The sequence below is a fragment of the Pseudonocardia sp. EV170527-09 genome (genome assembly GCF_008369905.1).
In the GTDB taxonomy this organism is placed as follows: Bacteria; Actinomycetota; Actinomycetes; order Mycobacteriales; family Pseudonocardiaceae; genus Pseudonocardia.
The window spans coordinates 1-12513 of record NZ_VRMC01000043.1 but is presented as its reverse complement, the minus strand read 5'-3'; the positions used below and the strand labels follow the sequence as shown (position 1 = coordinate 12513).

Below are 12513 nucleotides of genomic sequence, written 5' to 3'. Positions count from 1 at the left end.
CCCTTCGTCCCCCACCCGGTCAGGATCGACGGCGTGGACCCGGATCTCGTGCGACACGTGGCCGCCACCACCGGGCTCACCGAGCCGGTGGCGGCCCGCGTGGTCGCCGACGTCGTCGCCTACTTCGGCGAGACCACCGAGGAGTTCGTCCGCCGCCGGCACCGCGAGCTCCAGGCCCGCGACCGGCGCAACGACGAGATCTGGCCGCGGATCGCGGCCGAGCTCGCCGCGCGGGTGGTCGCCCCCGGGGACGTCTCCCAGCGGCGGCTGCGCCGGATCGTCTACGGCTGACACGACGACGGACACGATGACAGAGGGACGTGCATGTGCGGGATCGTGGGTTACGTGGGGCCGCGGGAGGCTGCGGGCGTGCTGCTCGACGGGCTGTCCCGGCTGGAGTACCGGGGCTACGACTCGGCGGGTCTGGCGGTGGCGCACCGCCGGAAGGTGACGGTGCGGCGCACCGCCGGACGGGTGGAGGACCTGCGCGCACTGCTGGGTGAGGCCCCTCCCCCGGGCCGGTCGGGCGTTGCGCACACCCGATGGGCGACCCACGGCGAGCCGAGCGAGGCCAACGCGCACCCGCACACCGACGCGTCCGGGCGGGTCGCGATCGTGCACAACGGCATCGTCGAGAACGCCGACGCGCTGCGTGTGGCGCTCACCGCCCGCGGGGTCGTGCTGCGCAGCGACACCGACTCCGAGGCGCTCGCCCACCTGGTCGGCGAGGCGCTCCAGGGTGGTGCCACCACCCTCGCCGACGCGGTGCGCACGGCGCTCGCCGGCGTCGAGGGCACCTACGGGCTCGCGGTGCTCGACGCCCGCACCCCCGACGAGATCGTCGTGGCGCGCAACGGCAGCCCGATCGTGCTCGGCATCGGCGACGGGGAGATGGTCGTCGCGTCCGACCTCGCCGCGGTCGTGCGGCACACCCAGAAGGTCGTGTTCCTCGACGACGGCGAGATCGTCACCGTGCGCGCCGACGGCATCGAGGGCTCCACCCGGATCAGCCCGACCACCGTCGACACCGGGTCCGAGGACTACGCGCTCGGCGGGCACCCCGACTTCCTGGCCAAGGAGATCGCCGAGCAGCCCGACGCCGTCCGCCGCGCGCTGGCCGGGCGGCTCGACACCCGGTTCGCCACCGCCCGGCTCGGCGGGCTCGGGATGGACCCCCGCGAGCTGCGCGGGGTGCGTCGGGTGCTGTTCCTGGGCTGCGGCTCGGCCTACTACGCCGGGGAGATCGGTGCCGGGTTGGTCGAGCAGCTGGCCCGCATCCCGGCGGCGGCCGAACCGGCCGGCGAGTTCCGCCACCGCAACCCGGTCGTCGACCCGGACTGCCTCTACGTCGCGGGCAGCCAGTCCGGCGAGACCGCCGACACCCTCGCCGCGGTGCAGGAGCTGCGCCGCAAGGGCGGACGGGTGATCGGTGCCGTGAACGTGATCGGCTCGGCGATCTCCCGCGAGTGCGGGGCCGGGGTGTTCCTGCACTCCGGGCCGGAGGTGTCGGTCGCCTCGACCAAGGCCGTCACGACGATGAGCGTGACGTTCGCGATGCTCGCGGTGCTGCTGGGCCGGGTGCGGGACCTGTCGGTGGCCGACGGGCGGCGGCTGCTCGACGGGCTGGCCGCGCTGCCCCGCCACGTCGAGGCCGTCCTCTCCGACGACGCCGCCCACGGCACGGTCGCCGCGGTCGCACGGCGGTGGGCGCACGCGTCGTCGATGTTCTTCGTCGGACGCACCCGGGCCAGCCCGGTCGCGCGGGAGGGTGCGCAGAAGCTCAAGGAGATCTCCTACTGCCACGCCGAGGCCTACCCCGCCTCCGAGCTCAAGCACGGCCCGCTGGCGCTGGTCACCCCGGACATGCCCAGCGTCGTCGTGGTGCCCGACGACGAGCTGCTCGCGAAGAACGTCGGCACGATCGAGCAGATCAGGGCCCGGGGCGGGCCGGTGATCGCGGTGACCGACGCCGAGCTGCCCGCCGGGCTCGCCGACGCCGTGCTGCGGGTCCCGCGCACCGAGCCGGAGCTGGCCCCGATCCTGTTCGGGATCCCGCTCCAGCTGCTGGCCCGGCACACCGCGGTCGCGCTCGGACGCGACGTGGACAGGCCGCGGAACCTCGCGAAGTCGGTGACGGTGGAGTGAAGGTCCTCGGGTTGCACGTCGCCGCGGAGCGGGGTGGACCGATGCACGACGTCGAGCGGGTCGAGGTGCTCGCAGGCAGCGGCGTCGTCGGCGACCGGTACTTCGGCACCCGGCACCGGCACGTGTCGGTGCAGAGCCGCACCCAGCTCGACGCCGCGGCCGCCGAGCTGGGTGCGCCGGTCCCCTCGGGCCGCACCCGACGCACCGTCACCCTCGACCACGGCTCCGTCCCCACGACGCCCGGGACCCGGCTGCGGCTCGGCGGGATCGCGCTGGAGGTGGTGCGCAGGGCCGCGCCCTGCCGGGTGATGGAGACCACCGTCGGACCGGGGGCGCGCCGCGCGCTGCACGACCGCGGCGGCGCGGTGTGCCGGGTGCTGAGCTCCGGCACGATCGCCGTCGGGGACGCGGCGGCCGTGGTCGCCGCCGCGGTGGCGGCCCCGCCCTCAGCCGACCGGGGTCTCCGCCGCGGCGCGGCGCCGGACCAGTAGCGACAGCAGGACGGCCAGCACCCCGACCCCACCGGCGACGGCGAACGCGGCGTGCAGCCCGCTCGCGTCCGGGGAGGCACCGGCGTCGGCCGAGCCCAGCGCGGCGACGGTGACGAACAACGCCGTCCCGAGCGCTCCCGCGACCTGCTGCAGCGTGGAGAGGATCGCGCTGCCGTGGGAGTACAGCTCGTCGGGCAGCGAGCCCAGCGCCTCGGTCATCAGCGGCGTCATCATCAGCGCGAGCCCACCCATCAGGACCAGGTGGAAGGCCACGACCACGGCGAGCGGGGTGCCCGGGCCGAGGGTGGAGAACAGCAGCAGGCCGGCCGCCATCAGCACCGCGCCCGGGATCACCAACGGCCGGGCGCCGACGCGGTCGAACAGCGCGCCGACCGGACGGCCGAGCAGCCCGAGCAGCAGCCCACCGGGCAGCACCACGAGCCCGGAGACCAGCGTGCTCGTGCCGAGCACGGTCTGCAGGTAGAGCGGCAGCAGCACCGCCGCGACGCCGATCAGCGACAGCAGCACCAGCGCGGTGAGCACCAGCGCCACGACGAACTGGCGTCGCCGGAACGGGCGCAGGTCCAGCAGGGCACGGCCGTCGCGCATCAGCCGCAGCTGGCGCAGCACGAACACGGCCAACGCGACCAGCCCGACGACGACCGGCACCCACGGCGGGAGCCCCCCGCCGCCGTGGCCGCCCAGCGAGGACAGCCCGTAGACCAGCCCGCCGAACCCGACGGCGGACAGCAGCACCGAGACCACGTCGAGCGGGACCGGGCGGCCGCCGCCGTCGAGGCGCAGCCACCGGGCGCCGGCCGCCATCGCGAGCACGGCCAGCGGCAGGACCAGCCAGAACATCCAGCGCCAGCCGAGACCGGACAGGATCGCGCCGCCGATCGTCGGACCGATCGCGGGCGCGACGGCGATGACGATCGTGATCGTGCCCATCGTCGCGCCGCGCCGCTCGGCGGGCACCAGGCGCAGGATCGTGGTCATCAGCAGCGGGAGCATCATCGCCGTACCGCCCGCCTGCACGATGCGGCCGACGAGCAGCATCGCGAAGCCGGGCGCGAACCCGGCGACGGCGGTGCCCACGGTGAACAGCCCGAGCGACGCGAGGAAGACCTGCCGCGGGGTGAAGCGCTCGAGCAGGTAGCCGGTGGTGGGGATGACCACGGCCATCGTCAGCAGGAATCCGCTGGTCAGCCACTGGGTGGTGGTGGCAGGGACGCCGAGGTCGACGCTCAGGTCGCGCAGCGCGACGCTCAACACGGTTTCGTTGAGGATCATCACGAACGCGGCGCCGACGAGGACGGCGATCAGCGCTCCGGTCCGGCTCGCCGGTACCTGCTCGGTACGGGGCGGGGTGGTGGTCACGCGGGGTCTCCTGCCTGGGGAAGGGTCGTGGTGGCCGCGCGCAGGGCACGGCCGAGCCGGTCGACGGGGTCGGCGCACCGGACGCCCGCGGCGAGATCGGCGGCGAGGTCCTCGCCGTTGATCCGCAGGGCGGCGGCGACGGCGGCGGCGTGCACCCGGACGTCGAGGTCTCCGGGTTCGCGGCCGGCCCGGGCCGCGATCACCTCGGCGAGCACCGGCTCGGCTCGCTCGTGCACCGCCAGCCACACGGCCCGCAGACCGGGCTCGGTCCGCGACAGCGCGATGACGGCCAACGCGGCGTCGGCGTCGGCGGCGTCGCGCGGGTCCTCCGGCGGGCGGTGCTCGGCGATCAGGTGCTCGTCGAGGCTCACCCCCGCAGGCCAGCGGCGCAGCGTCGCGACGATGGACTCGATGCTGCGTGCGAGCACGGGCTCGACACAGCTCTCCTTGGTCCGGAACCAGCGCCACAGGGTGCGGCCGGACAGTCCGACCTCCTCGGCGATCCGCTCGCCGCTGGTGGCGTGCACGCCGTGCTCGCGGAACAACGCCACGGCCGCGCGGGAGATCTCGAGGCGTTGCAGCTCGCGCCGGCGGTCGCTCATCGGCGCCCGCCCGCGTCTGCTGTCGTCGAGTGTCGTCATGTCGTCGTTGAGTGTCTTCATGTCACTGCCAGACAGTAATGGGAACGATCGAGGACGACTACGAGATGCTCGTCTCACAGTGCCTTTTTGACAGTTCGTGTCACCCTGGTGTGGCCGCTGATCATGCGATGCCGAGGGAGCCACCAGCGTGACGACGACCGGGACGACCGGGACCACCGACCCCACCGCGGCCGACCTGGACCGGCTGCGGGAGCGCTACCGCGCCGAGCGCGACCGCAGGCTGCGACCCGACGGCGTCGCCCAGTACCGGTCCTCGACCGGGGAGTTCGGTTTCTACGCCGTGGACCCGTGGTGCGAACCCACCGACCGCGACCCGGTCCGTGACGAGGTGGACGTGCTGGTCGTCGGCGGCGGCTTCGGCGGGCTGGTCGCCGCGGCCCGGCTGCGGCAGGCCGGCCACGAGCGGATCCGGATCGTCGACATCGCCGGGGATCTCGGCGGGACCTGGTACTGGAACCGCTACCCCGGGATCGCCTGCGACATCGAGAGCTCGATCTACCTGCCGCTGCTGGAGGAGCTGGGCGGGATGCCCAGCCGTCGCTACCCGCCGGGCGGGGAAATCCGGGCGCACGCCCGTGCGATCGGCGAGCACTTCGACCTCTACCGCGACGCCCTGTTCGGCACCGAGGTCACCACCCTGGTCTGGGACGACGACGCGTCGGCCTGGCAGGTCGGCACCGACCGCGGCGACACGGTCACCGCCCGGTTCGTGGTGATCTCCTCCGGGCCGTTCAACCGGCCCAAGCTGCCGGGGATCCCCGGGATCGCCGACTTCGCCGGGCACACCTTCCACACCAGCCGGTGGGACTACGACTGGACCGGCGGCGACGAGCGGGGCGGCCCGCTCGACCGGCTCGGCGACCGCACGGTCGCCGTGGTCGGCACCGGGGCGACGGCGATCCAGTGCGTCCCGCACCTGGCCGGGGCCGCGCGGCACCTCTACGTCGTGCAGCGGACGCCGTCGTCGGTCGACACCCGCGACGACGCCCCCTACGACGAGGCCTGGTGGCGGTCGCTGGCCCCGGGCTGGCAGCGCCGCCGTCGCGAGGACTTCCTGGCCCTGATGGACATGCGTCCGGCGCCGCACGGCTCGTTCGGCCCCGACGGCGTCGCGGACAAGTGGACCGACACCGCCCCGATCCGGGGCGCGCAGCGGCTCGCCCGGACCCGCGGCATCGAGGAGCCGGCCGAGGCGCTGGAGATCGCCGACGCCGAGAAGATGGACGAGATCCGGGCCCGGGTCGACGCGGTCGTCGCCGACCCGGCGACGGCCGCGGCGCTCAAGCCCTGGTACCGCCAGATGTGCAAGCGCCCGACCTTCAGCGACACCTACCTGCAGACCTTCAACCGGGACGACGTGACGCTGCTCGACACCGGCGGACAGGGCGTCGAGCGGATCACCCGCGACGGCCTGGTGGTCGACGGCGTCGAGTACCCGGTGGACGCGATCGTGTTCGCCACCGGGTTCGAGCTCGGCGCCGACCCCGCCACCCGGGCCGGGGCCGACATCCGCGGCCGCGACGGCGTCACCCTCGCCGAGCACTGGGCGGACGGGCTGTCCACCCTGCACGGCTGGGTCAGCCGCGGCTTCCCCAACCTGTTCCACGTCGGGGCCGGGCAGAACTCGGCGTCGCCGAACTTCGCGCACGTGCTGGAGGAGCAGGCCGGGCACATCGCGACGGTCTGTGCCGAGGCCGCCCGGCGTGGGGTGCGGATCGTCGAACCGACCGCGGAGGCGGAGGCCGCGTGGGTCGCGACGATCCGCGAGCGGGCCCGCGACCAGCAGGGTTTCCTCGCCGAGTGCACGCCCGGCTACTACAACTCCGAGGGCCGCCCGCGACGGCGCACCGAGCAGTTCGGCGGCGGTCCGGTCGAGTTCCACCAGATCCTGCGCGACTGGCGCGCCGGCGGGATGGACGACGTGCTCTCCGGCGGCGCCCCGTGAGCGTGCGCCCGGTCGCCGGGCCGGACCGGGGACCCGTGCGGCCCGCGCCCGGGCTGCGTGCCGAGCCGCTGTGCCCGCCGAACCCGCTGTGGGCGTCCAACGGGATCGTGGCCGGTCCGGACGGCCGGCTCTGGATCGCGCAGTTCCTCGGCGGCACCGTGTCCGCGTTCGACCCGGCGACCGGCGGGCTCGAGACGGTGCTCGGGCCGGACGGGCCGCTCACCGCGCCCGACGACCTCGTGTTCGGCGCCGACGGCGAGCTGTTCGTCGTCGACCTGCCCGCCGGGCTGGTGTGGCGCCGGGCGCCCGGCGGGGCCATGACCGTCGTCGCCGACGGGATCACCGCCCCGGACGGGATCGCGTGGCACCGCGGACGACTGTTCGTCAACGAGCTGTGCCCGGACGGCCGGCTGCTGGAGATCGACCTGACCGGCGGGCCGCCGCGGGTGCTCGCGACCGGGCTCGCGCTCGGCAACGCGATGGAGGTCGGCCCGGGCGGGCTCCTGTACTACCCGCACCTGCTCTCCGGCGAGGTCTGGCGGATCGACCCGGACGGCGGCACCCCCGAGCGACTGCTCGCCGGGCTGGACCGGCCGGTGGCCGTACGCTTCGACCCGAGGGGCGGGCTTCGCGTCCTGTCCAACGGCGGCGGCGCCCTCTGGACCGCGGAGGACGGGCGGGTCACCGCCACCCTGGACACCGGCGTCGGCGGCGCGGACAACGTCGTGTTCACCGCCGACGGGTCGGCCTGGGTGACCGGTGCCTTCCACGGCGGGCTCGTCCGGGTCGGCGTCGACGGCACGGCGACCACGGTGCTGCCGCCCGGCCTCTGTGGCCCCTGGGGCGTGGCCGCCGACGGGACGGACGCGCTCGTCGCCGACCACTTCTCCCTGGCCCGGGTGGGCGGCGGCGCCGTCACCGCACTCGGCGACGTCGTCACCGAGGTCCGCGGCGGGATCCGCGGACTCACCCGGCACCACGGCGACACGGTGGTGACCACCGGGACCGGGGTGTGGCGTGGCCGTCCCGGCGCCTGGACCCGGGTGGCCGACGGGCTGGCCGGGGCGCCCGGCGTCGCCTCCTGCCCGGACGGGCTGCTGGTCGCCGAGACCGGCGCCGGGCGGGTCCTGCACCTCGGCGACGACGGCAGCGTGACCGTGCTCGCCACGGGACTCGACGGGCCGGTGGACGTGGCCGTCGACCCGACCGGCGCCGCGTACGCCACGCTGACCGGAGGCGGGCAGGTCGTGCGGTTCGACCGCGACCCCGCCGGCGACCGGGGCGGCGACCGGCGCGACGACCGCTGCACCGTCCTCGCCGCGGGGCTGCACCGGCCGGAGGGACTCGCCGTGGCCGGGGGCGCGCTGTGGTGCGCCGAGGCCGCCGCGGGACGCCTGCTGCGGATCGACCCGGTGGGCCGCACGGTCACCGTCGCGGCGTCGGGGCTGGCCTTCGACGTCCGGCCGCCGCACGTCCCCACCGACTGCCGCAGCGGCGCGGCCACCCGGCCCGCCCCGTTCGCCGGGGTCGCCGCGGCCGGGGACGGCTCGGTGCTCGTCGCGGTGAACGGCGAGGGTCACGTGCTGCGGGTCGGCCCCTGACCGGCCGCCCGCTCGCCGTCGACCCCGTGGATCGCGGCGTCGACGGCCGCCGACAGCCGCGCGCGCAGCTGGGCGGCCGGTGGGCGGCGCCCGTCGGCGGTGGCGGCGGCGATGTCCTCGGTCGCGACCCGCAGCGCCCCGTTGAGCGCCGCGGCATGCACCCGCACGGCGACGTCGCCCGCGTCGCGGCCGAACCGGCCGGCGAGGATCCCGGCCAGGACCGGCTCCGCACGCTCCTGCACGACCAGCCAGATCGCGCGCAGCGCGGGCTCGGAACGGCTCATCCGGATCACCTCGAAGACGAGGTCACCGTCGTCGGGGCCCGCATCGGGGTGCTCGGCGTAGTCCCGTGCGAGGTGCTCGGCGAGCGGGGTGTCGTCGGGCCAGCGGGCCAGGCTCGCGGTGAACGCGTCGGTGGCCAGGCTCAGCACCGGCTCGACGCAGCTCTCCTTGGTGCGGAACCAGCGCCAGAACGTGCGGGCCGAGAGCCCCACCGCCTCGGCGATCTGTTCCCCGCCGGTCGCGGCGACGCCGTGCTCGCCGAACAGCCGGATCGCGGCCCGGGAGATCTCCAGGCGCTGCAGGGTGCGGCGGCGGTCGCTCATCGGCCGCCGTCCGCGCCGGACCGCCGTCCCCTCCGTCACACCGCACCCCCGAGTGCTCGCCGGGCGGTCAGCCTAGTCGGCGCGCGTTGGCACGCACCCGGGTGCGGATCGGCTCCAGCGCACGCCCGAGGGTCGCCGGCCCCGGCGGCGAGGTGGCCAGGACGACGGCGGCCCGGGAGAACCCGTCGACCTTCTCCGCCCACATCCGGTGGAACTCCCGGACCTCGCGTGCCGGGGGCGGGAAGCCCGAGGTGAGCATCCGGGCGGTGCGGCGTGCGACGACCAGCGGCGCGAACACCGCGATCTCGGTGAGCGAACGGGCGGCACGAGTGGTGGCGGACACGAGACGGACGGTAGCCCCACCTCCGACACCGGCCCCCGCCTCCGACGCCGAGAGTCCGCGCGCCGGTCACCGAGGGCTCGCCGCCGGTCACCGCCGGTTCGGTGGCGACACCCCCTCCCGCGTTAACGATGGAGTGCGGGGCCACGACAGGTAACCGAACGCGACCCCGGGGAGGGCTCACACGCATGGCCGTCGAGACGTTCTGGGACGGGCTGGAACGGCGCATCGCCGCCGGCGAACCGCCGTACGGGGAGCACCCGGGCGTCGCGCCGGACGGGGTGACGCCCGAGGCGCTGCGCCGCGTCCTGGACCTCGAGGCGCACCACCTGCGCCGCTCCGGCACCGCACCGGTCGCCCAGCACCTGCTCGCCGGGGCCGTCCTGGCCGGGGAAGCCGCACTGGCCGGAGCGGCCCGGGCCCGGCTCGCCGCCCAGGGTGTCCCCGCGCTGACCACCCGCTGGCGCACCCGGCCGCCGTCGGCGGCGCTGAGCCGGGTCCTGGAGGGCCACGGCGACGCGGTCGTCGCGCTGCTCGCCGGGCCGGACGGCCTGCTGCTGTCGCTCGATGCCTCCGGCGAGAGCGGCGCCTGGGACACCGCGACCGGACACGCGGTCCCGGACCCGCTCGCCGGGCCCGACGGTCCGCAGCCGCAGACGTCCGCGGCCCGCGCCCGGACGGTCGCCCTGTCCCCCGACGGCGGTCTGCTCGCCCTCGCCGGGGACGTCCCCGGCGTGCGGGTGCTCGCCACCGACGGCCCGGCCCGCGGTACCGAGGTCACGGCCCTGGCCGGGCCGTCCGGCCCGGTGACAGCGCTCGCGGTGACCGGGGCCTCCCCGACCCGGGTGCTCGCGGGCGGCGCCGACGGCGCGGTGCGGGTGTGGGACGTGACCAGCGGCGCGGCCGTCTCGGTCGCCCACGGCCACGTCGGCCCGGTCACCGCGCTGACCGCGACCGGCCGGGGCACCGTCGTGTCCGGCGGGGTGGACGGCACGCTCCGGTCCTGGGACCCGGCCAGCGGGGCCCCGCTGGGGCTGCTGGAGGGCGGGCCCGCCGTGGTCGCCGTGGTCGTGCCGACGGCAGGACAGCTGCTCGCGGCCACCGCCGACGGTGCCCTGCACGTGTTCGCGCTGGTCGACGGGGTGCCGCGGGACGCGGTGCGGCTCGACGTCCCCGGCGACGAGGTCGCGGTCACCGCGGCCGCGCGGGCCGGCGAGGGCCGGGTCGTCGTCGGACGGGTGGACGGAACCGTGCAGCTCGTCCCGACCACCGGCTCCGGCCCGGTCACCGAGCTCGCCGGGCACGGCGCCGCGGTCCGTGCGGTCGTCGCCGACCCGGCGGGCACCGTCGTCGCGTCCGGGGACGACCACGGCCGCGTCCTGGTCTGGGACCCCGCACGGGCCCGGCCGGGCACCGGCGGACCCGCCGGGGTCTCCCCCGCGGTCGGTGCGGTCGCCGCGACCGGGAGCCTGGTCGTCTCGGCCGGTCGCCGCTCCGACGGGGTGCTCGCCCACGACCCGGCCACCGGCACGCGTCGCTGGAGCGTCCCGGCCGGCGCGGGCCCGCTGTGGTTCGACCCCTCCGGCACCCGGCTGTTCGCCGTCACCGGGGCCTCGACCGTCGAGGAGCGCTATGCGACGACCGGGGTGCGGGCCGGTGCGGTGTCGCTGCCCGGCCGGGTACTGGCCGGGCGGGGCGCGCTGGTGGTGACCGGTGAGCCGGACGGCACGGTCGCGGTGCGCGACGCGCGCAGCGGGCGCGCCTTCCGCAGCACCCGGCTGCCGTCGGCACCGCGGGTGGCCGCGCCGACCCCCGGCGGGGCGACGGTGCTGCTCGCCGCGGACGGTCTGCTGGTCTGCTGGCGGCCCGCCTCCGCGAAGGTGTCCATCGTGGCGCTGCCGGCCGGGCTGGTCACGGCCGTGGCCGTCGACGACGACGGCTGCCACGGCGTGGTCTGCGACGCCGACGGCCGGGTGCACGTCTGGCGGGCCGGGTCGGCCAGGGTGACCACGGTGCGCGCCGACGCGGCGCACCTGACCGCGGCCGCCGGCGCGGGCCGGTGCCGCGCGGTGACCGCGGGCTCGGACGGCTCCGCGGTGCTGTGGGACCTGGCCTCGGCGACCGCGCTCGGCCGGGTTCCGTTGGACGCGCCGCTGACCGCGGTCGCGGTCGGGGGCGGGACGGTGGTCGTCGGCGACGGGTGCGGCGAGGTGCACTGCCTCGACCTGCTCTCCGGGGCCACCGTGGCCGTCGCGGACGGTGTCATCCCCGAGCAGGGCGGCTCGGCCGTGGTCCCGGCGCCACGTGCCGGGACCACGGACCGCGAGACGGCCGGTCAGCTCAGCGAGTAGCCCTCGAACTTCTCTCGGAGCGTCTTCTTCGAGCGCTGGGAGAAGCGACAGGATCCGGCGGCTGAGCTGGGAGAACGGGCGCCCGTTCGTGCGTGAGCAGGAAGCTCGTTCCGTCGGGGTTCCGTGCAGTGGGGCGACGGATCTACAGAGAGCTGTCATTACACCTCTGACCTGCGACGGAACAACAGGCTCGGCCACTGCGTCCGTGCATCGTCCGTGACGGCCGTCCTACGCCCTCACACGTCGGGACCTGGTGGTGATCTCCTCGCGGCGCGGGCTCGTCCCTGCCGGGCCGAGGGGTGGGGTGCAAGGTACTCAGTCCCGCCTTGTGCCCCACCCCTCGGGCTGGCAGCCGTCTCGGCGCGCCGTGAGGAGATCACCATCCCCGCCGCACTCCCCCATCTCCGAGCGGTGTCGGGTTCGGGCGGAGCCCGAGGGTTACAAGATCTTCCGGTAGTAGACGGCGCTCTCGTCGTAGCCGATGGACGAGTAGAAATCGGCGGCGCGTCGTGTCGCCAGGGAGACAACGCGTGCGCCCATGTCGAGTGAGCGGTGTTCGAACTCCGTCATCAGCATCGCGCCGATGTGCTGACGTCGAAGCTCCTGCGCGACAGCGATCTCCTCGACCGCGGCGACACTCCCGTTGGCGGGGCCTGTGCAACGAACGGTGGTTCCGGCCCGACACGCCGGACCTCGGCGTCCGGCGGGATGGGCACTGTGAGTGATGACATCAGACCCTATGGGCTCTGCTGAGAACGAGACGGGTTCGGGTCGGCGGTTCTCGCCCGAGCAGGCCGCCGCAGCGGCGATGGTGGCCGACGCCCGAGCGCGGGGGCTGGAACTGACCGGCCCGGACGGCTTGTTGAAGCTGTTCACTGAAGCTGTTCACTGAAGCTGTTCACTGAAGCTGTTCACTGAAGCTGTTCACCAAGAACGTGCTGGAGACCGCACTCGGCGAGGAGATGACCGAACACCTCGGGCATACCAAGAACC

At 75.6% G+C, this 12513-nt stretch carries 11 protein-coding genes; 6 read left to right on the top strand and 5 right to left on the bottom strand.

Annotated features, from left to right (window positions below):
• The first annotated feature begins 57 nt into the window (after positions 1 to 57).
• Genes FVA95_RS15035 through FVA95_RS15025 form a run of 3 tightly spaced genes read left to right on the top strand, consistent with a single transcriptional unit; the run spans position 58 to position 2636 of the window.
• Complete coding sequence (locus tag FVA95_RS15035) at positions 58 to 291, top strand: hypothetical protein (protein WP_226351697.1); 234 nt, start codon at positions 58 to 60, stop codon at positions 289 to 291.
• A 33-nt stretch (positions 292 to 324) separates the two neighbouring features.
• Positions 325 to 2145: a glutamine--fructose-6-phosphate transaminase (isomerizing) gene (gene glmS / locus FVA95_RS15030; protein ID WP_149664796.1), complete on the top strand. Its 1821-nt coding sequence runs from the start codon at positions 325 to 327 to the stop codon at positions 2143 to 2145.
• A 41-nt stretch (positions 2146 to 2186) separates the two neighbouring features.
• Positions 2187 to 2636, top strand: coding sequence for an MOSC domain-containing protein (locus FVA95_RS15025; protein WP_193564356.1), 450 nt, complete (start codon positions 2187 to 2189; stop codon positions 2634 to 2636).
• Here the strand turns inward: FVA95_RS15025 and FVA95_RS15020 are convergent.
• A complete protein-coding gene (locus FVA95_RS15020) occupies positions 2592 to 4016 on the bottom strand; it encodes a DHA2 family efflux MFS transporter permease subunit (RefSeq protein ID WP_149664795.1) in 1425 nt (474 codons plus the stop codon). The two genes, FVA95_RS15025 and FVA95_RS15020, sit on opposite strands and share 45 nt — an antisense overlap.
• Positions 4013 to 4678, bottom strand: coding sequence for a TetR/AcrR family transcriptional regulator (locus tag FVA95_RS15015; RefSeq protein WP_240051499.1), 666 nt, complete (start codon positions 4676 to 4678; stop codon positions 4013 to 4015). The genes FVA95_RS15020 and FVA95_RS15015 overlap by 4 nt, the downstream gene beginning before the upstream one ends.
• Before the next feature lie 127 nt (positions 4679 to 4805).
• Between FVA95_RS15015 and FVA95_RS15010 the strand changes: the two genes are divergently transcribed.
• Entirely contained in the window at positions 4806 to 6623 is a 1818-nt protein-coding gene (locus FVA95_RS15010; RefSeq protein WP_149664794.1) for an NAD(P)/FAD-dependent oxidoreductase, read from the top strand.
• Positions 6620 to 8224 carry a hypothetical protein gene (locus FVA95_RS15005; protein WP_149664793.1) on the top strand — a complete coding sequence of 535 codons (1605 nt, stop codon included), beginning with the start codon at positions 6620 to 6622 and terminating at the stop codon, positions 8222 to 8224. Before FVA95_RS15010 ends, FVA95_RS15005 begins: the two co-directional genes overlap by 4 nt.
• Here the strand turns inward: FVA95_RS15005 and FVA95_RS15000 are convergent.
• Positions 8200 to 8829 (bottom strand): TetR/AcrR family transcriptional regulator, encoded by a 630-nt coding sequence (locus FVA95_RS15000; protein ID WP_060711301.1) that lies wholly within the window; start codon positions 8827 to 8829, stop codon positions 8200 to 8202. The two genes, FVA95_RS15005 and FVA95_RS15000, sit on opposite strands and share 25 nt — an antisense overlap.
• 67 nt (positions 8830 to 8896) lie before the next feature.
• Positions 8897 to 9172 carry a hypothetical protein gene (locus tag FVA95_RS14995; protein WP_149664792.1) on the bottom strand — a complete coding sequence of 92 codons (276 nt, stop codon included), beginning with the start codon at positions 9170 to 9172 and terminating at the stop codon, positions 8897 to 8899.
• Between the two features lie 185 nt (positions 9173 to 9357).
• Between FVA95_RS14995 and FVA95_RS14990 the strand changes: the two genes are divergently transcribed.
• Positions 9358 to 11520 carry a WD40 repeat domain-containing protein gene (locus FVA95_RS14990; protein ID WP_149664791.1) on the top strand — a complete coding sequence of 721 codons (2163 nt, stop codon included), beginning with the start codon at positions 9358 to 9360 and terminating at the stop codon, positions 11518 to 11520.
• 438 nt (positions 11521 to 11958) lie between these two features.
• Here the strand turns inward: FVA95_RS14990 and FVA95_RS32930 are convergent, their stop codons facing one another.
• Entirely contained in the window at positions 11959 to 12396 is a 438-nt protein-coding gene (locus tag FVA95_RS32930) for a GNAT family N-acetyltransferase (protein ID WP_149664790.1), read from the bottom strand.
• Positions 12397 to 12513 lie beyond the last annotated feature (117 nt).

Excerpts from the sequence above, each read along its gene's own strand:
- glmS (WP_149664796.1), top strand. The coding sequence starts at position 325 with ATGTGCGGGATCGTGGGTTACGTGGGGCCGCGGGAGGCTGCGGGCGTG.
- FVA95_RS15025 (WP_193564356.1), top strand. The coding sequence starts at position 2,187 with ATGCACGACGTCGAGCGGGTCGAGGTGCTCGCAGGCAGCGGCGTCGTC.
- FVA95_RS15015 (WP_240051499.1), bottom strand. The coding sequence starts at position 4,678 with ATGAAGACACTCAACGACGACATGACGACACTCGACGACAGCAGACGC.
- FVA95_RS15000 (WP_060711301.1), bottom strand. The coding sequence starts at position 8,829 with ATGAGCGACCGCCGCCGCACCCTGCAGCGCCTGGAGATCTCCCGGGCC.
- FVA95_RS14990 (WP_149664791.1), top strand. The coding sequence starts at position 9,358 with ATGGCCGTCGAGACGTTCTGGGACGGGCTGGAACGGCGCATCGCCGCC.